Annotated in this window: 18 protein-coding genes and 1 pseudogene; 12 read left to right on the top strand and 7 right to left on the bottom strand. The window is 65.9% G+C overall.

Annotated elements, in window-relative coordinates:
- Positions 1 to 162 precede the first annotated feature (162 nt).
- The 4 genes from abiEi to EJB06_RS14505 all read left to right on the top strand — a co-directional run bounded on the left by abiEi (position 163) and on the right by EJB06_RS14505 (position 3,212).
- A complete protein-coding gene (gene abiEi, locus EJB06_RS14520; RefSeq protein WP_126074755.1) occupies positions 163 to 702 on the top strand; it encodes a type IV toxin-antitoxin system AbiEi family antitoxin in 540 nt (179 codons plus the stop codon).
- Entirely contained in the window at positions 695 to 1,609 is a 915-nt protein-coding gene (locus tag EJB06_RS14515; protein WP_198420835.1) for a nucleotidyl transferase AbiEii/AbiGii toxin family protein, read from the top strand. The genes abiEi and EJB06_RS14515 overlap by 8 nt, the downstream gene beginning before the upstream one ends.
- Positions 1,610 to 1,879: 270 nt before the next feature.
- Positions 1,880 to 2,437 (top strand): hypothetical protein, encoded by a 558-nt coding sequence (locus EJB06_RS14510; RefSeq protein WP_126074753.1) that lies wholly within the window; start codon positions 1,880 to 1,882, stop codon positions 2,435 to 2,437.
- An 85-nt stretch (positions 2,438 to 2,522) separates the two neighbouring features.
- Complete coding sequence (locus EJB06_RS14505) at positions 2,523 to 3,212, top strand: glutathione S-transferase family protein (RefSeq protein ID WP_126074752.1); 690 nt, start codon at positions 2,523 to 2,525, stop codon at positions 3,210 to 3,212.
- A 32-nt stretch (positions 3,213 to 3,244) separates the two neighbouring features.
- Here the strand turns inward: EJB06_RS14505 and EJB06_RS14500 are convergent, their stop codons facing one another.
- On the bottom strand, positions 3,245 to 3,892 hold the full coding sequence (locus EJB06_RS14500; RefSeq protein ID WP_126074751.1) for a hypothetical protein: 648 nt from the start codon (positions 3,890 to 3,892) through the stop codon (positions 3,245 to 3,247).
- 43 nt (positions 3,893 to 3,935) lie between these two features.
- The gene (locus EJB06_RS14495; RefSeq protein ID WP_126074750.1) at positions 3,936 to 4,160 is read right to left on the bottom strand and encodes a hypothetical protein; all 225 of its coding nucleotides are present in this window, start codon (positions 4,158 to 4,160) and stop codon (positions 3,936 to 3,938) included.
- A gap of 158 nt (positions 4,161 to 4,318) precedes the next feature.
- Between EJB06_RS14495 and EJB06_RS14490 the strand changes: the two genes are divergently transcribed.
- The 3 genes and pseudogenes from EJB06_RS14490 (at position 4,319) to EJB06_RS14480 (ending at position 5,522) form a co-directional block, all read left to right on the top strand.
- On the top strand, positions 4,319 to 4,771 hold the full coding sequence (locus EJB06_RS14490) for a hypothetical protein (protein WP_126074749.1): 453 nt from the start codon (positions 4,319 to 4,321) through the stop codon (positions 4,769 to 4,771).
- Between the two features lie 57 nt (positions 4,772 to 4,828).
- Positions 4,829 to 4,987, top strand: a pseudogene (locus EJB06_RS14485) (M24 family metallopeptidase); the annotation flags it as partial.
- Between the two features lie 172 nt (positions 4,988 to 5,159).
- Positions 5,160 to 5,522 (top strand): glyoxalase superfamily protein, encoded by a 363-nt coding sequence (locus EJB06_RS14480; protein ID WP_126074748.1) that lies wholly within the window; start codon positions 5,160 to 5,162, stop codon positions 5,520 to 5,522.
- Between the two features lie 38 nt (positions 5,523 to 5,560).
- On the opposite strand, the gene EJB06_RS14475 is transcribed toward EJB06_RS14480, so the two are convergent.
- The gene (locus EJB06_RS14475; RefSeq protein WP_126074747.1) at positions 5,561 to 6,331 is read right to left on the bottom strand and encodes a LytR/AlgR family response regulator transcription factor; all 771 of its coding nucleotides are present in this window, start codon (positions 6,329 to 6,331) and stop codon (positions 5,561 to 5,563) included.
- A complete protein-coding gene (locus EJB06_RS14470) occupies positions 6,328 to 7,371 on the bottom strand; it encodes a sensor histidine kinase (protein WP_126074746.1) in 1,044 nt (347 codons plus the stop codon). Before EJB06_RS14470 ends, EJB06_RS14475 begins: the two co-directional genes overlap by 4 nt.
- A 141-nt stretch (positions 7,372 to 7,512) precedes the next feature.
- Between EJB06_RS14470 and EJB06_RS14465 the strand changes: the two genes are divergently transcribed.
- On the top strand, positions 7,513 to 8,382 hold the full coding sequence (locus EJB06_RS14465; RefSeq protein WP_126074745.1) for a DUF2306 domain-containing protein: 870 nt from the start codon (positions 7,513 to 7,515) through the stop codon (positions 8,380 to 8,382).
- On the opposite strand, the gene EJB06_RS14460 is transcribed toward EJB06_RS14465, so the two are convergent.
- The 3 genes from EJB06_RS14460 to EJB06_RS14450 form a co-directional block, all read right to left on the bottom strand.
- Positions 8,379 to 8,912: an isochorismatase family protein gene (locus tag EJB06_RS14460; protein WP_126074744.1), complete on the bottom strand. Its 534-nt coding sequence runs from the start codon at positions 8,910 to 8,912 to the stop codon at positions 8,379 to 8,381. The genes EJB06_RS14465 and EJB06_RS14460 overlap by 4 nt on opposite strands.
- Before the next feature lie 292 nt (positions 8,913 to 9,204).
- Positions 9,205 to 12,429, bottom strand: coding sequence for an AAA domain-containing protein (locus EJB06_RS14455; RefSeq protein ID WP_126074743.1), 3,225 nt, complete (start codon positions 12,427 to 12,429; stop codon positions 9,205 to 9,207).
- A 250-nt stretch (positions 12,430 to 12,679) separates the two neighbouring features.
- Positions 12,680 to 14,032, bottom strand: a complete 1,353-nt coding sequence (locus EJB06_RS14450) for an NAD(P)-binding domain-containing protein (RefSeq protein ID WP_126074742.1) — start codon at positions 14,030 to 14,032, stop codon at positions 12,680 to 12,682.
- 746 nt (positions 14,033 to 14,778) lie between these two features.
- Between EJB06_RS14450 and EJB06_RS14445 the strand changes: the two genes are divergently transcribed.
- The 4 genes from EJB06_RS14445 (at position 14,779) to EJB06_RS14430 (ending at position 18,613) form a co-directional block, all read left to right on the top strand.
- Positions 14,779 to 16,002: a pyridoxal-phosphate-dependent aminotransferase family protein gene (locus EJB06_RS14445; protein ID WP_126074741.1), complete on the top strand. Its 1,224-nt coding sequence runs from the start codon at positions 14,779 to 14,781 to the stop codon at positions 16,000 to 16,002.
- A gap of 99 nt (positions 16,003 to 16,101) precedes the next feature.
- Positions 16,102 to 16,719 carry a DUF4254 domain-containing protein gene (locus EJB06_RS32535; RefSeq protein WP_126074740.1) on the top strand — a complete coding sequence of 206 codons (618 nt, stop codon included), beginning with the start codon at positions 16,102 to 16,104 and terminating at the stop codon, positions 16,717 to 16,719.
- Positions 16,716 to 17,522, top strand: coding sequence for a glycosyltransferase family 2 protein (locus EJB06_RS32530; protein WP_229427086.1), 807 nt, complete (start codon positions 16,716 to 16,718; stop codon positions 17,520 to 17,522). The genes EJB06_RS32535 and EJB06_RS32530 overlap by 4 nt, the downstream gene beginning before the upstream one ends.
- Positions 17,519 to 18,613, top strand: coding sequence for a glycosyltransferase family 9 protein (locus tag EJB06_RS14430; protein WP_229427085.1), 1,095 nt, complete (start codon positions 17,519 to 17,521; stop codon positions 18,611 to 18,613). Before EJB06_RS32530 ends, EJB06_RS14430 begins: the two co-directional genes overlap by 4 nt.
- The last annotated feature ends 71 nt before the right edge of the window (positions 18,614 to 18,684 follow it).

Raw genomic sequence — 18,684 nt, 5'->3', positions numbered from 1 at the left:
CTCACAACCCGGGGCGATTCAGGTCTGTAACTTAGTAGACTTGTCGGAAATGCTGGCGCTAACAGAACACAGGTAAACTCGAACAAAATCTGTTTAAGTTGGTTGATACCCTACATATCATTAGGGTATGATGGCACCAAGGATGTAGCCGAGGAGTTTGCTATGAACAAGATGGAAGCCATTAAGAAGCTAGCTGCGTTGGATCGCGTTGGTGTGTACGTCCTCTCCAAGGGGGACCTCGCCAAGGCCTTTCCCTATGAAAAGGAGAAAGCTTTCGAGAAATCGCTGCAGCGCTTGGTGTTCGATGGGCTCCTGCAGCGGGTTGCCAAGGGCGTTTACGTCAGCACCATGGCCAAGTCCAAAAAGGGCCAGGTCATCGAGGACATCGCCTCAGTTCTACGTAGGGGGCATTTTTCCTACGTGACCAGGGAGTCAATTCTGTCCGAATACGGCATCATCTCCCAAGTGCCCGTGAGCCGCGTCACGATCATGACCACGGGCGCGAATGGCCTCTACGAGACGCCATATGGAACCATCGAGTTTACCCATACGAAGCGCAGGCCGGCGGAGCTCATTGCGCGCACTGTCTCGGTGAAAGGGCGGCCACTGCGCATCGCCACTAGGCAAGCCGCGGTGGCGGACCTCATGCGCGCCGGCCGCAATACCAACATGATCGACATGAATGAGCTTGACAATGACTGAAAACTTTAACGAACTAGTCGACGTCGCGATGCAGCAGCCAGGCCGCACTGCCATGCGCCCCGTGGTGGAGAAGGAAATCCTTCACTACGATATTTTTTACGCGCTTGATGCGGCTGGCCTCCTCAAGGACCTGGTCTTCCAGGGCGGCACGTCCTTGCGTCTGTGCCGCGGATCAAGTCGTTTTAGCGAGGATCTCGATTTCGCTGGTGGCCGCGATTTCACCTCGCAAAAAATGGAGGCTATCAAGGCCTGCATCGAGAAGCATCTCGGCGCACGATACGGACTCGTCGTCGAGGTCAAGGAGCCGAAGGAGATGGCCACCTTGCCTGACTACGAAAACGTCCGCGTCGACAAGTGGCAAGTGAGCGTCGAGACGTCGCCGGAGCAGCGCGACATGCCACGCCAACGAATCAAGCTTGAGATCGCGAACATCCCTGCATATACCAGTGAGTTGGTCCCGCTCCGCCAGAACTACGACTTCCTGCTCGGCTACGGCCAAGTGCTAGTCATTGCAGAGTCGATCGACGAGATTCTCGCGGATAAGGTGGTGGCCTTTCCGGCGTCTGTCAAGAACATCCGGTACCGGGACATCTGGGACATCGCCTGGCTTCAGCAGCAGGGGGCCAAGCTCGATCCGAGTCTCGTGGAGCGCAAGATCGAAGACTACCACATCGAGGACTACGCGCAGCTGCTTGAGGACGCGATCAGCAGGCTTCCCGATCTCATCGACGGGAAACCATTCGTGGAGCAGATGACCAGGTTTATCGATGCGGACACGCTTGCGCGCACGCTGCGCGAACCCAAGTTTGCGGAGTACCTTAAAAATACAGTCGGCCAGGTTTTCAATTCCATGGCCGCCCACCTCAACGAAGCGCTCAACAAGGCTGGCCATGGCTTCAAGATGTAGAGGAGCCACGTTGTTTACAAAGCGCGGGCAGATTGCCCAGTGAAAGGTGCGCAGGGAGCCCTAAGCTACGGGCACGGCGCAGTTGTTGACATGGTTGTTTACGTCCGCAGGTAGGTACAACCGTTCTAAGTCCGGAAACGCCGTATTGTTTGACGAAAGCCCGTTCTTCGCCGGAAGCCCGGGCTTTTCTTTGCCCTGTTGCGACCACGGATGGACATGACACCAATCTGCCTGCCTTCGATTTCCGACCTGCGCGCCAGAACCCGCTCATTGGCCATGCTCGATGCGATTCTCTGCCCGGAATGGGAATACCGGTATGTCAGTTTCGACCAGGCCTGGGCGCCGGGCATGCACATGGCGTCGATGCGCAACGGCTGCGGAGATGACTGGTTCCTGCTGTTCGATCGGGCTGGCGCCGCCCTGAAAGGATTTGCCCACGAATTGAGCGACAAGCATGTCGGCGCAATGCTGCAGGCCCAGGTTCCCGGCGCATTTTCGGCATTCCTGAACGAGCCGGCTTTTTCGATGCAGGACGCGACGTTCTGCTATTGGCGCGGCGCGGACGAGGCGAGCTGGCACAAGGTGCAAGGCGGTCGCGAGGATGACGGTGCGGGCGACATGCTGTCGCTCCTGGTCGCCGGGCCATCGGCCTACAAGGCGTGGGCCGAGGCGTATTTTGAAGTGCCGGTCGACCTTGACACCGTGTCCGCCGTGTTCGGCCATGTTCCCCTGGATGGCGCGATGATCCGCAAGCTCAACCCGGATGCGGACGTCGACGCCGCCTACGCCGATGCGGCCGGGATCGGCTATCCGCGCCGGACGGCATGAGCAGCCCACCACGTGCGCTGGCCGTCTTTGACCCGGCGCGAGATCGGGCACATACTTGCCATTTTCGACAAGCAAAGGCCGTCTCATGAATGCGCTCACGCTGCACTACCACCCCCTGTCTTCCTGCTGCCACAAGGTGCTGATCGCGCTCGACGAACTGGGCATCGAGGTCGAGAAGCGGCTGCTCAACCTGGGCGACCCCGGCGAGCGCGCCGCGCACCTGACGCTGTGCCCCACAGGCAAGATGCCGCTCCTGACGGACGGCGCGCGTCCGGTGCCCGAAACCAGCATCATCATCGAATACCTGCAACGCCACCATGCCCGCAACGGCCGCACGCTCATCCCGGATGCGCCCGACGCCGCGCTCGACGTGCGCCTCTGGGACCGCCTGTCCGACCTGTACGTGATGACGCCGATGCAGGCGCTGACCGCCGACCTGCTGCGCCCCGAAGGCGAGCGCGACCCGCGCGCCACGGCCCAGGCGCGCGCCGGCCTGGCGACGGCCTACGCCTTCATCGACCGTCAGCTGGAGGGCCGCAGCTGGATCGCCGGCGATGCCTTCAGCATGGCCGACTGCGCCGCCGCGCCCGCCCTGTTCTACGCCATGGCCTACGTGCCGCCGCCGCCCCGGCATACGCAACTGGCGGCGTATGTCGAGCGCTTGATGGACCGCCCCTCGGTGGCGGCGACCATCGACCAGGCGCGCCCCTTCTTCAAGTTTTTTCCTGGGCGTAGCGGTTTGTCGCGGCGTTTCTTCGACCCGGACGCCGCCTGAGTTGTCGCAGATGGGGCGAAGGCGCGCTGCGCTTACGGAACGCCGCTGCGCGCAGGCGCTTCCGCTGCGCTGGCCGGCGTTTGCACCAGCCAGCCTTTGGCCGGCTGGGTTTTAAAATCCCTGAACGTACCTTGTTCGGCCTCGAGGATGGCTCCCAGGGCGGCGCCGGTCAGGGCTCCCGCGGCAATCCCCGGGACGGTCAGGACAGGCATGCTGTTGATCGTCGTGCTGACGTCGAACGTGCCGTCCGGGCGCGGCGCGCGTGGCGCAACTGCCGAAAAATCGGGCGTGTCGTCCGCATGAAACACGGTCAATGGCCGCTGTGTTCCGATAATATGAACCACGGTCGGTTCATTGCCCGGCTTTTTCGGCAGCAGAATGCCGCATTCCCACGCGTTGCCGGCCAGGGCGTCCTCTTTGCGAGGCCGGCCTGCCATATACACGCACATGGGGGGACCCATGAAGTAGGCTCCTGCATCATCCTCGTATTTTTCGACATACGTTCCCGGGACCAGGGCGACGTCCCAGAACCCCAGCTTCCATGTCACAGTCTCCTTGATCTGCAAGACCCGCTCATTGGCGGGACGCCGCAGCGTCTCCGGCCTGGCGGCGCAACCCGCCATGACCAGGGAAGTGAACAACACCACCGCTGCGCGGTGAGAATAGCTGGAAGAGAACATAGGCCGCACTGTCGGATGCCAAAACGATGAAAAGGCGTGCATTCTACTGCCAACTGCGCTCGACATCGATGGATGCCCGCTCCAGCCACGCCAGCGGCAACTCGACAATCGACGCCGGCCCGATGGCGACCAGGCTGGCGCGGTCGATCACGATCGCGGCATGGGCGCCGTACGATGAGGCGTGCAGCCGCAGGCTGGGGCCAGGCTCGCTGTCCGCCTGCGGCAAGGCGGGAATGGCCGACGGGCCATCGGACGGCGTTGACCACATGATCGACGACGTAGGGCGATGAAGCGGCAATGGTGAGCCAATTTCCCATGTTGCAATAATGAAACAAAAATCGCAAAAATGCAATAAATTGCGAGCGTATTTACGGTGAGCATGGGATACTTGTTGCGTTTTTAACTACATAATATCCGTAAGTCATCATGAAGAAACCGCTCCTCACCTTCCTCGTCCTCTTTGCCCTGGCCTTTGCCGTCTTTACCTGGGTCAACATCAAGAAGATCGATACCCATAACGCCATTGCCAAGTCGCCGGTCTTCGTGCTGGCCACGCCGGATGGCATCACCAAGAAAACCAAGAAGAGCCGCGTCACCTATCAGGTGAACTACAGCTATATCGTCGATGGCGCCACGTTCAAGATCGACACGGAATGGTTCGATACGCCGGAGGAAGCCGAGAAAATGGCGGCATCGCCGGTGCAGGTCGCCTTTGCCACCGGCAAGCCGGACGATAGCGTGTTCAAGACCGAATTCGATACGCGCGATCCCAAGGAAGGCATCGTGAGCGCCGTGCTGGGCGCGGGCGCCATCGGTTTCGTCATGGCCCTGATCGGTACCCTGGTCCTGCTCTGGAAATTCCCCTCGCTGCGGCGCTGATGTGTTTGCCTCCTGGCGCGGCGTCAGGCTGCCATCCGCAGAGGCCGCAATGCGGCCATGATCTCGCCCGCCAGGCATGCCACCGCCCCGGCCCGCCGGACGATCGTGGCGGCAGGCGCGCATGCCTGCGTGCCGCACCACAATCCGGGCCGCAGCGTCATGCGCGACGGCGAGCTGCTGCTCATCGACGCAGGCTGCGAGCTCGACGGCTACGCGTCCGACAACACCCGCACCTTCCCCTTCAGCGGGCGCTTTTCGCCGGCGCAAAAGCGGATCGACCAGGGCGTGCCGGCCTGCCCAAGACGGTGGCGGACATCGACGCGGGCTGCGTTGACAAGTCGCGACGGATGCCGCAGGCTGGCCGGATCAACTTCATCAGGAGCGACGCATGACGATTTCCCCAGCCATTCCCATCCTGCGCATTTTCTCGGAGCAAAAAGCCAGGGAACACTACCTGGACTTCCTCGGCTTCAGTTGCGAGTGGGAGCACCGTTTCGAGGACGGCATGCCCCTGTACATGGAGGTGCGGCGCGGCGACCTGGTGATTCACCTGAGCGAGCATCATGGCGACGCCACGCCGGGCTCGACCATCTTCGTGCATGTGGGCGATATCGACACCCTGCAGCGGGAGTTGATCGCGAAGAACTATCCGTACGCGCGCCCCGGCGTGGATGACTTGCCGTGGGGCAGGGTGATGCAGGTCGGCGATCCTTTCGGCAACCGCATCCGCTTTTGCCAGCCGCCGCCGTAAGGCAATAAGGGCCGGCCGGCGCCGCAGCGGCAGGCGCCCTACATCTGGCGAAAATGATGCAGATAACTGCGGCTGACCGGCAGCACCTCGCTGCGTCCGCGCAGGTGCACATCGGCCGTCTCGTTCACCCCGCGCACCACTTCGCTCACATAATGCAGATTGACGATGGCCGAGCGGTGGATCTGCACGAAGCGGTCCGGGTCGAGCTCATCGCCCAGTTCGCGGATGCTCTTGCGGATCAGCGCCTCGCCATCGTCCCACACCACCGAGGTGTACTTGCCCTCGGCCCGCATGAAGACCACCTGCTCCACCGGAATCAGGCGCACGCGGCTGCCGACCGAAGCCCGGATCCACTGCAGCCACTGGCGCGGCCCGCCGCGCTGGCGCAATTCGCCGGCCATGCGTTCGAGCACCGCGTCGAAGGCTGGACCGGCATCCGGCGCGCGTCCCAGCCGCGCCTGCAGGCGCTGCACCGTGTCGGCCAGGCGCGCCGCCTCGACCGGCTTGACCAGGTAATCGATGGCGCCCTGCTCGAACGCCTGCAGCGCGTACTGCTCGTAGGCGGTCACGAACACGATCTGGGCGCGCCGCGCCAGCGCCCGCGCCGCCTCGATCCCGTTCAGCCCCGGCATGTGCACGTCCAGGAACACGATGGCCGGCCGGTGCTGGTCGAACAGTTCGACCGCCTCGTGGCCGTTGCGCGCATCGGCCACGATCTCCAGTTGCGGCCACAGCCGTGCCAGTTGGGCGCGCAGGTGCTCGCGCAGCAGCGGCTCGTCGTCGGCGATCAGGGCGGTCGGGTGGCTCATGCGGCGCTCCGTGGGGTGAAAGTGAGTTCGACGTGCACGCCGTGCGGCGTCTCTTCGTGCAGGTCGAGGCGCGCGCCGGGACCGTAGAACGCTTGCAGGCGCGTGCGCACATTCGACAGGCCCGTGCCCGGCTGGGCCGACTCGGCCATGCCCTGGCCGGTGTCAACGACCCACAGGCTGACACGGCCGCTGGCGCCGTCGGCCTTGCCGCCGACCTCGATACGTCCGCCCTCCAGGCTCGGATCGATGCCGTGCCGCACCGCGTTTTCCACCAGGGTCAGCAAGGCCATGGCCGGAAAGGGCAGGCTGTGCAGTTCCGGCGCCATCGCCACCTCGAACTGCAAGCGGTCGGGCATGCGCATGTGCATCAGCTCCAGGTAGGCGCGCACCAGCTGCAGTTCGGTGGCGAGGGTGGCGTCGGCCTCGTTCAGGCGCGGCATCGCGGCCTTCAGGTAGGCGATCAGGTGGCGCAGCACCGGACCCGCGTTATCGGACTTGGCGTCGACCAGCGCCGCGATATTGGCCAGGGTATTGAACAGGAAGTGCGGTTCGATCTGCGCCTGCAGCAGGCGCAGGCGCGCGGTGGTCAGTTCGCGTTCGAGCGTTTCCCGTTCGCGTTCGGCCTGCAGGCGCGCCGCGCGCTCGGCCGCCTTGCGCTCGAAACGCAGCGCCACCAGGCTCGCCAGCGTGCCGACCACGGCCGACAGGAGCGACAGGAAGATGTAGCCGAGTACCATCTCGCGCTTGGCCGGCACTTTCTCGGTCAGCAAGAAAATCGCCAGCGTTGCCAGCGGCGCCACCAGCACCACCGCCAGCAGCCGCAGCCAGGGCCGGCCCAGCGTGGCGCTCGCCGCGTAGGTCAGCAGCAAAGCGAGGCCGATGAAACCGATGCGCAGCAGTACCGACAGGAAGGGGCCGGAGGTCAGCGCGGACAGCATCCACGACAATTGCAGCGCGATCAGCAGCGCCACCAGTGCCTGGCGCCGGGTCGGCAGGGCCGGATGGCGCGCGGGCGGGGAAGGGGGCGGCAGCTTGCTCATGCCGCCACAATAACCGTTCGCCGGCCGTCGTTCAAGCCCGCAAAACCGCTGTCCGTCGCACCGATCGGCGCGCGCGCTCGCCGGCGCCGCCGCTGGCCTTTACCGTGGGCACAGTCGCCATCCCACCGAAAGGAGCCTTTCATGATTTCCCCTGCCATCGCGATCCCGCCGCGCACGCCGCCGAACACACCTGCCGACGCCAGCGCGCAGCGCGACAGGGCGGGCACGGCGCTGGCGTGGTCGGCGCGCCTGTGGTTCGCCGTTGCCGTCGGCGGGCAATTGCTGTTTGCCTGGTATGTCGCCGTGCTCTACGGCGGAGCGCTGGTACAGGGCGAGCCGGCGCGCTGGAACGCCGTCATGCCGCGCGGCTATGTCGCCGGCGACACGGCCGGCAATGCCGCCATCGGCGTGCATGTGCTGGTGACGGTCGTGATCGTCATCGGCGGCGCGCTCCAGCTGCTCGCGCCGCTGCGGCGCCTGGCGCCCAGCTTGCACCGCTGGAACGGGCGCGTATACGTGCTGCTGGCGGTGGTGTCCAGCCTCATCGGCCTGTACATGGTGTGGTTTCGCGGCGCGGTGGGTGGCCTGGCGCAGCATGTGGGGATCAGCATCAACGGCGTGCTGATCGTGCTGTGCGCGGTATTTGCCGTACAGCATGCGCGCGCCGGCCGTATCGCACTGCACCGGCGCTGGGCGCTGCGGCTGTTCCTGGCGGTCAGCGGCGTGTGGTTCTTCCGGATCGGCCTGATGGCATGGATCGTCGCCAACTGCGGCCCGGCCGGATTCGATCCGGTGAGCTTCGAGGGGCCGTTCCTGAGCTTTCTGGCGTTTGCCCAGTACCTGCTGCCGCTGGCGGTGCTGGAACTGTATATGCGCGCGCAGGCCAGCGCCAGGGTGGCGGCGCGCATCGCGATGGCGGGCGCCATGCTGGTGCTGAGCCTGGCGACGGCGGCCGGGGTGGCGGCCGCGGCGATGATCCTGTGGCTGCCGCACCTGTCAAGGACGATCTAGCCCGGGAACGCCTCGGCCGTCGTGCGCACGGCCAGGCTGCTGCCGGCAGGCACCGGCAGTCCGGCCCAGACCCAGTTGTGATGCGCGACGATGGCCGGCGCCGCCAGGTGCGGCCGGTCGGCGGTGGTGTGCGCGTCCGACAAGGCCACCACCTGCAAGCCGCGCGAGCTGGCCGCGCGCACGGCGGCATCCACGCAGAACTCGGTGGCGAAGCCGCTGATATACAACGTGGAGGTTCCGATGGCGTCGAGCCGGGCCGCCAGGTCGGTCGCGGCGAAGGCGTCGGCGGCCAGCTTGTGGACGACCCCGTCGGTGGCGGCCTGTTCCAGCCCCGGGATGGTTTGCCAGGCGCGCGATCCGAGCGGGGCATCGGCGTTCGCATGCTGGACGAAGAGCACCGTGCCGCCCTGCGCACGGATGTGTCTGGCGGCGTGATTGATGCGATGGACCACGTGGTCGGTGTCGAAACAGGGGCTGGCGGGGTTGTCCAGCCAGGCTTGTTGCATGTCGATGATCAGCAGTGTTTTCATGAAATCCAGGGAAAAGATTGGAGAGACGCCAGTCTTACCCAGACTCCTCCTCGGATAAACCCCCGCCGGATTCGCAGAATCCGAACCCCCGCTTGCGAATCCTACAACCGGGGTCAGAGCTTTAATTAGCAATAAAAGCCAGACAGAAACGAAAACTGCCGAATAGAGCGGCAACGTCTTGAATCAGGCGCTTAAACGCATTAAATCGGAGACCTGACGCTGCTCTAGCCTGGAAATATTGCAAGTTAAAGCTCTGACCCCGGTGTTGCCGTTGCGGTGTTGCGGTGGCGTGTCATGGAAGGGGGATGGCGTCGGCGAGCTGGCGGCCGAATGGGGTGCGCGACCATTGCCGGCGGTTGCCGATCACGTACAGGCGCCGCCTGGCGCGCGTCGCGGCGACGTTGATCAGGTTGGGCCGCTCCGCCGCCCACTGGCGCGCGCCGTCGCTCTTGCCGCCGAGGACCAGCACCACCGTCTCGCATTCCTTGCCCTGGAAGGTGTGCACCGTGCCGACGTGCCCCTGCAGCCATTTGCCGACGGCCTCGTCGTCCGCTTCGCCCGCCCACTCCTCCACCCGCGCGCGCAATAAACCGGTCAGCCCTTGCGCCACCGATCTGAACGGGGTAATCAGGAACAGCTCCGGCAAGCCGTGCCCTTGGCCGATCCAGCCTTCGCTCGCGTAGCGCACCACGATATCGGCCGCGAGCGCGCCTTCGCGCCGGTTGTAATGATCGTCGAACTCGCCCGCGTCGATGTCGTGCCAGCACGAGGGACCGAGCAGCGGCCGGCTGGCCGTGGCCTGTTCTTCTTCGGCGCGCGCCGGCCCGTACACCATCTTGCCGTTGTAGGCGATCCGGTTCGACAGCGAGAACATCGGATCGGCACAGCGCCGGTGCACCCGCAGCGGCGCGCCGACCCATAAATCGCTGCCGTCGTACTGCACCACATTCGCGCCGAAGCGGTTGCCGCGGTCGGCCAGGTGCTGCGCCGAGTACGCCGTCAATCGATGCTGCTCGGGCGCCTGGTGGTACGACAGGATGCCGTAGTCGAGCTTCCTGTCCATCGTGATCACCGGTTCGACCTGCAACGGGTCGCCCACGATCAGCGCGCGTTTCGCCCGCCAGATGGCGCCCAGCGCGTGCGAGGGCACCGCCTGCCCGGCTTCGTCCACCAGCAGCAGGCCGATCTCGCCTTCGCCCAGGTCGGCGAAACAGCGCGACACCGACGCGAAGGTGCTCGACACCACCGGCACCGCCAGGAAGAAGCTGGCCCACAGATGGCGCGCCATGGCCGGCAGGTGCGGCTGGACATGCCCTTCCTGCGCCAGCATGGCCAAGGCCAGCCGGAAATTGGTCTCGAAGGGCTTGCCTGCATGCTTGAGGAAAGCCTTGTGCAAATGCATCGCCGCGATGAAGACCTCGGCCCGCGCCGCATGGAGGTCGGCGTTGCTGCGCGGTAGGGACTTTTGCTGTTGTTCGACCGGCAGTGCGGCGAACGCGGCCGGGTCGAAGGCGGCCTCGCCCAGGCTGGCCGCCAGCGCGTCCACGCGCTGTGCCAGCGCGTGCAGCGCGTGCGCGCGCGTGGCGGCCTCGGCCTGGGCCTTCTGCCAGCTGGCGGCGCAGGTGCCGGCGCTGCTCGTCGCTGCGAGCTGGGCGACTTTCAGGCGCGCGCGTTCGCTGCGCAGGCTGTCGTACTCGTCCGACAAGGCTTGCTGGCGCGCCACGAAGTCGGCGAAGCGTGCCTTGCGGAAGAAGCGCGCCAGCAACTGGCGCCAGGCCGGCCATTCGCTGGCGTGCAGCTCGCGCTCGCGCAGGTTGACGGCGATGGCGTCCGCGTTGCCGGCCCCCTGCCGTTCGAGCGCGGCCAGCGCCGCAGCCGCTTGCGCGTTGCGCAGGCCGGCCGCGTCGGCGGCGGCATCGGCGGCGGCGCACAGGGACTCGGCCGCCTTGCGCTCGGGCAGAGCCTGGTCGTAGTCGAGGATGGCGGCCTGCAGCGCTTCCACCCTGGCCACGGCGCTGTGGAAGTGGGCGCGCGCCGCTTCCCAGTCGAGCGTGTTGCCGGCGGCGGCCAGTTGCTTGGCCAGCCCCAGCTCGTTGAAGAAGCCGAGGCGGCTGGCGACCAGGCTGCGGTTGGCTTTTTTGCCGAGCGGGACCGAGATCAGGCCCCAGCAGCGGATCTTGCCGTGCTCGTCGCGCCCGCTGTCATCGGGCGTCTCGCCGTCGGCCTCGCCGGGCTGCTTTTTCTTTTCTTCGTTGAGGATCGCTTCGGCGCTGGCGCCGAAGTAGTCGAACGGCGCGCCGTTCAACTGCAGCGCTTGCGGCGAGACTTTCTTGATGTTGGGCAGGTCGAGCGTGATGTTTTCGACCGCCTTGTTGTTGGCGCTGGCGACCACGATGCCGGTGTCGAGCAGGCGCGCGTCGAGGTGGTAGCAATTGCCTTTGAGCGATACACCCTGGCTGTTGGCCGGATAGGCGATCTGCTGCGGACTGCGCGAAAAGGCCGCTTCCGGATGGGCAAACTCGGCCAGGATCCTGGCGCGCTCGACCACGCGGGCGGCGATCACGTCCATCAGCAGGGTGGTCTTGCCGGTGCCGGGCGGGCCGTTGACGGAAAAGATGCCGCCCCCGGCCAGCGTTTCCAGGCCGATGTTGACGGCCACCTGCTGCATCAGGAACAGCGGAAAATCGCTGGGCCAGCGTCCCGCCGGAAAGCGGCGCGGGTCGAGCGCGGCGTTGACCGAGCCCGGGCGCGTGATGTCGCGCCGCGCGGCGCTGCGCTCGTGGCCGTCCAGGTAGGCCTGGACCTGGGCCGAGCCTTCGCCGTGTTCGGCGTCCTGGCGCAGGCGCTCGAGGTCGTCGAGATAGAAGGAGTTGACCGGGTCCATCTCCGGCTCGCGCGCCAGCTTCTTGCCGCGCCGGTCGAACAGGGCGACTTCGTGGGCGCACAATTGCGCGCGCGCCATCAGGGTGCGCGGTTTCCAGTCCAGCTCGGCGATCAGGTAGCCGCTGACCTGTTCGAACCAGCCGGCGTCGGCGATGCCGTGGTTGCCCATGGCCAGTTCGTGCAGCGTGTTTTTCAGGCCGAGCAGGATGGCGCCGTAGCTGAGGCGGGTCTGGTTTTTCTTTTCCGCAAAGGCGACCGCGAATGCACTCAGCTGCAAGCTGTCGACATCGGGCCGGCCGTCCGATGCGATCTCGATGGCGCACAGAAACGTGTTGCCCCTGGAGGGGCGCAGGTGGTTGCCGCTGAATTGTTCTTGGTTCGGGTCGAGCGGAAACATCTCGACCAGTTCGGCCTCCAGCACGCTTTTCTCGACCAGGCCGAACCAGACGAAATACTTGTGCCTGCCGTGCACGGCATCGTCGGCCAGGGTGCCGCGCGGCGCGGGCAGCCACGGCAGCGGATCGTCGTAGCGCCTGGACACGGCGGGGCGCTTGCCTGGCTTGGGAATGTCCGGATACATGAGCGCTTCGACATCGAACCAGTAGCGAAGCGTGTTGACATACTGTGCAGGCATAGGCGTTTTCCGGGGAGTGTGGCCGGCCGATGAAAGCGCGCGCACGGCCATCTTGCATGACCGTGCTGGCGATCATTTGACAAGGCGGAATTGTAACTTCACTCGCCGCAAAAAATCGTTTGATTTCACAATGATGCGCGCATCCGGCCAGGACTGCGCACGTCGGCGCCGCGCAGCGCCTTTGGACCGATGCTTGGACCGATGGTCGGACCGATGCTCGGGCCGATGCTCGGCCCGCTGCGCGCGCGGCCTAGCCGGCGTAATCGACCGGGTCGCCCGCCACCAGCGCATGCGCGCCGCCGGGATCGGCGCTGGCCTGGTCCACCATGTGCGCATAGCCGTTGAAGTCGGCCACGTCGAAGCCGAAGGGCAGGCGGATGGCCGCCTTGTCGTAGTTGACGTAGGGACGCACGGCCTGGGCCAGTTCGTCGCGCCGCCAGCCCATGGCGATGGCATGGGCGATCAGGCGCCCCTGCTTCTTGGCGATCGGGGCCGGGCTGCCCCACAGCGCCGGCGCGCCGGTGAACCAGAGGCCGGGATAGCGCGCATGCAGCACGTTGCCGACCAGTTGCTGCGGCTCTTCGCTGCCTTCGGCCAGGATGCCCTGGCTGCGGTAGCCGGTGCAGCAGACGATCACGTCGGCCTCGCAACTGCTGCCGTCGGCGAAATGGACGCTGTGCTGGCCGACGTCCAGCACGGCCGGACGCAGCGGCACCATGCCGCTGCGCACCGGTCCCAGCATGCTGTCGCTGACCGTGATGCGCTGGCGCCCGATATCGATCTCGTGGCTGGACGGATCGACCGCATGGCCGACCGCGCCGTGCTCGCGGCAGGCGTCCCACAGGCGCGCCTGGTAGCTGTGGCGGAAGCTGTCTTTCAGCGCGCGCGTGGCGACGTCGATCGGGCTGCCGTAAATCAGGCGCGGCACCAGCCAGGTGGGACTGCGGCCGGACAGCACCAGTTGCTGCGCCACCGGAAACAGCTTGGCCGCGCATTCCATGGCGGTATTGCCGAGGCCGATGATGAGCACTTTCTGGCCGACAAAGCGGCTCAGGTCGCGCACATCGGACGAATGGACGATGCGCCCGCCGAAGCTGGCCGCGCCGGCGAGCTCCGGCATGCGCGGCGTGTGGTACAGCCCGCCCGCATAAACCACGTGTTCGAAGTGGCGCAGCAGGGGCGCGGCCGCCTGGTCGGCGCTGGCGATCAGCAGCTCGGCCCCGCCGGCGTGCAGCGAGGGCGTCACGCACAGCACCTTGGTCGAGGTGAAGATGCGCGAGGCCAGGCCCTGGCGCTTGATGGTGTCGAGGCATTGTTCGGTGTAGGCGGCCCAGCTGGCGCTGCCCGGATGCGACAGCGGCAATTGCGCGGCGGCGGACTGGACCAGGTCCGGATACACCGCCGAGAGCGGGTCCTTGCCCCACAGGCCGCCCGGCTCGGAGCGGGCCTCGAACAGGACCGGGTCGAGGCCGCGCTGCAGCATCTCGGCGGCGGCCGCCATGCCGCTGCTGCCGGCGCCGATGATGGCGATGCGCGGGCGGCTCATGACACCGCCGGCCACGCGCGCGGCCAGGTCGGCAAAGGTGGGCAGGGCGGCGCTCATCGGGCCATCTCCGCATGCGCGGGAAACGCCAATTGCCAGGATCGGGACATCGCATCGACAGATCGGATCAGGGACATCGTATTCATCACTCGCAGGACGGATCAATGAAAGCGGCGGGCGTTTTGCGCCCGCCGGGAACGCGTAGTTAATGCCGGGTCCGGCATTTTGGCGAAATATTGTTATTTCGCGGGGGGATTAAAAACGATTTGGCATCGGAGTGTCAATCAGTATTCGGCAGATATTAGCAATGGCAATTTATGTCGCATAAGAAAATGCGATAAGTCATTGAAAGGAAAGGAATTTGGTTTTCGCTTCTATTTCCCGCTGTTGTAGTTGCGCCAATTGCGATGTTGAAAATTTGAGCACCGCGCGGAATGGCTGAGACAAGGGCTGCCACCCATTCGCGATGAATTAATTGAACATTAATAATTATGGTAAAAAGACCATAATTGTCATCCCCCCGTCATAATGCTGTGCCTGTTTATTGTGCCGATTCCGATTAAATACGCGGCGCCATAATCAAGCGCACGCCAGCGCTATGCCAAAACCCGCTTTAAATGGTTGTATTGACGCATATTCGGCGAACTATTGATCTAAATCATGCGGAGGAAGAAAAAATGATCCGCATTGCATAAATCGGACGGCGCGCCTGCTGCTGGCGGCGGCAAAAATCCTCGGCGGAAACTTGTTAATCGATTGCAAGCTATGATGGACGATCGCTCACCCCCATTTGAAGGAGTCCATGCATGCTTGAGGCAATCCACGTTCCCGACATCGTTCCGCTCGAACACATCCTGCCGGATGAACCCCTGTTGATGATGGGCGCGGGCCCTGTGCCGATTCCGCCCGCGGTGGCGGCCGCCAACTCGATCGTCATCAACCACCTGGGCGACACCATGAACCAGGTCATCGCGCAGGTGAAGGAAATGGGGCGCTATGTGTTCCAGACCCGCTCCTCGCACGTGATGGGCGTCGGCGGCCCGGGCTCGGCGGCGATGGAAATGGCGATCGCCAACCTGGTGCATCCGGGCGACAAGGTGCTGTGCATCTGCAACGGCTACTTCAGCAAGCGCATGGCGGAGATGGTCAGCCGCGTGCGCGGCGAGCCGACCTTGCTGCACATCGCCAACAACGAAGGCGCCAGCGTCGCGCTGGTGCAGCGCGAACTGGCCAGGGGCGGCTATGCGGCCATTACCCTGGTGCAGGGCGAGACTTCGAACACGGTCTGCAACCACAGCCTGGGCAGCATCGCGCGTATGGCGCACGAGCACGGCTGCCTGGTGATCGTCGACGCCGTCTGCACGCTCAGCACCATGGCGCTCGAGATGGATGCCTGGAAAGTCGACGCCGTCATTACCGGCGGGCAGAAAGGGCTGTCCTCGATTCCGGGCGTGTCGCTGCTGGCGTTCTCGGAACATGCCTGGGCCACCAAGATCGCCACCCGCAGCCACCAGCCGTTTCACTGGTGCCTCGATGCGCAACTGGCCGACCAGTTCTGGAACCAGAAGTCGTATCACTACACCGCGCCCGTGTCCGGCATCCTGGCCCTGCACGAAGCGCTGCGCCTGGTGTGCGCCGAGACCCTGCCGCGTCGTTTCGCACGCCACCAGCAATGCTCGGAAGCGCTGCAGGCCGGCATCGAAGCGCTCGGGCTGGACTTGCTGGTGCCCAAGCAGCACCGGCTCAATTCGGTGATCGGCATCGTCACGCCCGCGCATGTCTCGTCCGACGTGGTGCGGGCCCATATGTCGCGCGTGCACAAGGTGGAAATTTCCGGCGCCTTCGGCCTGAACATCCTGCGCATCGGCCAGATGGGCGAGCAGAGCCGCGCGCACAACCTGTTCCGCACCTTGCACGCCTTCGGTTCGAGCATGCAGGCCGGCGGCGCCAGTCTCGACCTGCCGGCCGGCATGGCCGAACTGGAACGGTCGCTGTCGCGCCATGCGGTGGCGCAGGCGGCGCAGGGCTGACGGCATCGATCGCACCGGCGCGGGAACTTTGCGCGCGCGGCGGCACTCCAAGCTGTATCCGGTTGCGCCGGCATCCGGATTTGCCCAGGGAGGATTGCGATGCTCAAGGATGTCGACGCGGTATCGTTGTTGCGGTGGCACGACGCCAGGCTTGGCGACGACGCCTGGCCGGCGCCGGCGGGCAGTCCCGTCTGGCACTGGGTGGAAGCCAATCACCGGCACAACCGCCTGCTGTGGGATGAAGAAGACCGCGCGCGCCGCACCGATGCCGGCAGTGCCGCCATCGCCGCCAGCAAGCGCCTGATCGACCGCCACAACCAGCTGCGCAACGATGCGGTCGAAGCGCTCGACGAAGCCCTGCTCGCGCAGCTGGACGGCATCGTGGCGCAAGCCGGCGCGCGCCTGAGCAGCGAGACGCCAGGGGCCATGGTCGACCGCCTGTCCATCCTGGCGCTCAAAATCTTCCACATGCGCGCCCAGAGCCGGCGCGTGGAGGCTGGCGCCGCGCATGTGGCGGCCTGCGCGGCCAAGCTGGAGCGGTTGCTGGCACAGCGGCACGACCTGGCGTGCTGCCTGGACCGCCTGTTGGCCGAGGCCGCCAGCGGGCGCGCGTATTTCAAGGTCTACCGCCAGTTCAAGATGTATAACGACCCCGCGCTCAATCCCTGGCTGTACGGAGCGGCGCCGGCGCACGAACGCGGCGGGGCCGCATCGTGAGCGAGGCCGTCATCGACGTGCTGATACCGACCTGCAATCGCGCGCCGGCGCTGGCGGTGACGCTGACGGCGCTGGCATCGCAGACGCGGCGCGACTTGCGCATCGTGGTGTCCGACCAGTCCGATGGCGGCGGCGCCGCCGCCAGCGCCGAGGTGGGCGCCGTGCTGCGCTACCTGGCGGCGCGCGGCTTGCCCGTGGCCATGCTGCGCCACCTGCCGCGGCGCGGCATGGCCGAGCAGCGCGCCTTTCTGCTGGCGCAGGCCGCCGCGCCGTACTGCCTGTTCCTCGACGACGACGTCATCATCGAAAGCGACCTGGTCGAACGCATGGCGCGCACCATGCTGCAGCAGCGCTGCGGTTTTGTCGGCAGCGCCCTGCACGGGCTCAGTCACGCGCACGACGTCCGTCCGCATCAGCAAGCCATCGAATTCTGGGAAGGGCAGGTTGAGCCGGAAACGATTGCGCCGGGCGGCAGCGCCTGGGAGCGGCACCACCTGCACAGCGCGGCCAACCTGTTCCACCTGCAGCGGCGGCTGGGCATCGGGCCCGATGCCACGCGCGCTTACCGGATTGCCTGGATCGGCGGTTGCGTGTTGTTCGACACGGCCAAACTGCGCGCGGCGGGCGGTTTCGATTTCTGGGACGCGCTGCCGCCGGAACACTGCGGCGAGGACGTGCTGGCGCAACTGCGCGTGATGGCGCGCTGGGGCGGCTGCGGCATCATTCCCTCGGGCGCGTATCACATGGAATTGCCGACCACGGTCGTCTCGCGCACGGTCGACGCGCCCAGGGTGCTGCTGTGATCGGCGCCGAGCGCGCGCCGCTGGCCGACGTGCGCCGGATTGCCGTGCTGAGGCCCAATGCGCTGGGCGACTTTGTGTTTTGCCTGCCGGCCTTGCATGCGCTGAAGCAGTGCTATCCGGCAGCGCAGTTGACCTACATCGGCCTGCCGTGGCATGCGGCTTTCCTCGCAGGGCGGCCGGGGCCGGTCGACGAGGTGGCGCTCATGCCGCCGTATCCCGGCATCGGTGCGGGCGGGCGGGACGGGGACGCCGCCCGCGCCGCCGACGCCTTTGTCGACAGGCTGCGCGCGCGCAGGATCGATCTTGCCGTGCAACTGTTCGGTGGCGGGCGCCACGCCAACCCGTTCGTGCGCCGTCTTGGCGCGCGCCTGGCGGTCGGCATGTGCGCCGCCGACGCCGAGCCGCTCGACCGCAACGTCCGCCACGAAGGCCTGGTCAACCGGCGTTTGCAACTGCTGGAAGTGGCGGCCCTGGCCGGCGCGGCGGCATGGCCGATGCGGCGCGAGTTGCACGTCACCGCAGACGACCTGGCGCAGGCGGCGCGTGTATTGCAGCCGGGGAGCGAGCGGCCGCTGGTCCTGTTGCAGCCGGGCGCCACCGACCCGCGCCGGCGCTGGCCGGTGGCGCGCTTCGCGGCGCTCGGCGATCTGCTGGCAGCGGAAGGGGCGCTGGTGGCGGTCAACGGCAGCGCGCAAGAAGCACCGCTGGTGCGCGAGCTCATCGGGGCGATGCGCCATCCGGCAATCGATCTGAGCGGCAAGACCTCGCTCGGTGCGTTGTGCGGGATCTTGGCGCGCAGCGCGCTGGTGGTATCGAACGATACCGGTCCCTTGCACCTCGCCTTGGCGATCGGTACGCCCGCCGTCGGCATCTACTGGCTGACCAACCTGGTCGAATCCGGCCCGCTGAGGCAGGAGGGCCACCGGGCGGCGGTGGCGCTGCGCGTGCATTGTCGGGTCTGCGGGGAAGAGAACATCAAGACGCGCTGCGCGCACGACGCCAGCTTTGTCGACGGCGTCACGCAGGAGGAGGTGAATGCGCTGGCGCTGGGCTTGCTGCGTGACAGCCGCAGCATGGCGCTGGCAGTCTGAAGGCCGGGGACAGCACATTGCAAGGCGGTATGTCGCAAGAAGATACCGCCGCATGCATGCCGCAGAAAGGT

The organism is Massilia atriviolacea (genome assembly GCF_003953935.1).
Classification (GTDB): Bacteria; Pseudomonadota; Gammaproteobacteria; order Burkholderiales; family Burkholderiaceae_D; genus Telluria_A; species Telluria_A atriviolacea.
Note: the sequence above shows the minus strand (reverse complement) of the source record. Positions and strands in the feature narration are given on the sequence as shown.

What these genes read in the sequence shown, in the direction of transcription:
- abiEi (WP_126074755.1), top strand. Translation starts at nt 163, where the DNA reads ATGAACAAGATGGAAGCCATTAAGAAGCTAGCTGCGTTGGATCGCGTT.
- EJB06_RS14515 (WP_198420835.1), top strand. Translation starts at nt 695, where the DNA reads ATGACTGAAAACTTTAACGAACTAGTCGACGTCGCGATGCAGCAGCCA.
- EJB06_RS14505 (WP_126074752.1), top strand. Translation starts at nt 2,523, where the DNA reads ATGAATGCGCTCACGCTGCACTACCACCCCCTGTCTTCCTGCTGCCAC.
- EJB06_RS14500 (WP_126074751.1), bottom strand. Translation starts at nt 3,892, where the DNA reads ATGTTCTCTTCCAGCTATTCTCACCGCGCAGCGGTGGTGTTGTTCACT.
- EJB06_RS14495 (WP_126074750.1), bottom strand. Translation starts at nt 4,160, where the DNA reads ATGTGGTCAACGCCGTCCGATGGCCCGTCGGCCATTCCCGCCTTGCCG.
- EJB06_RS14490 (WP_126074749.1), top strand. Translation starts at nt 4,319, where the DNA reads ATGAAGAAACCGCTCCTCACCTTCCTCGTCCTCTTTGCCCTGGCCTTT.
- EJB06_RS14480 (WP_126074748.1), top strand. Translation starts at nt 5,160, where the DNA reads ATGACGATTTCCCCAGCCATTCCCATCCTGCGCATTTTCTCGGAGCAA.
- EJB06_RS14475 (WP_126074747.1), bottom strand. Translation starts at nt 6,331, where the DNA reads ATGAGCCACCCGACCGCCCTGATCGCCGACGACGAGCCGCTGCTGCGC.
- EJB06_RS14470 (WP_126074746.1), bottom strand. Translation starts at nt 7,371, where the DNA reads ATGAGCAAGCTGCCGCCCCCTTCCCCGCCCGCGCGCCATCCGGCCCTG.
- EJB06_RS14465 (WP_126074745.1), top strand. Translation starts at nt 7,513, where the DNA reads ATGATTTCCCCTGCCATCGCGATCCCGCCGCGCACGCCGCCGAACACA.
- EJB06_RS14460 (WP_126074744.1), bottom strand. Translation starts at nt 8,912, where the DNA reads ATGAAAACACTGCTGATCATCGACATGCAACAAGCCTGGCTGGACAAC.
- EJB06_RS14455 (WP_126074743.1), bottom strand. Translation starts at nt 12,429, where the DNA reads ATGCCTGCACAGTATGTCAACACGCTTCGCTACTGGTTCGATGTCGAA.
- EJB06_RS14450 (WP_126074742.1), bottom strand. Translation starts at nt 14,032, where the DNA reads ATGAGCGCCGCCCTGCCCACCTTTGCCGACCTGGCCGCGCGCGTGGCC.
- EJB06_RS14445 (WP_126074741.1), top strand. Translation starts at nt 14,779, where the DNA reads ATGCTTGAGGCAATCCACGTTCCCGACATCGTTCCGCTCGAACACATC.
- EJB06_RS32535 (WP_126074740.1), top strand. Translation starts at nt 16,102, where the DNA reads ATGCTCAAGGATGTCGACGCGGTATCGTTGTTGCGGTGGCACGACGCC.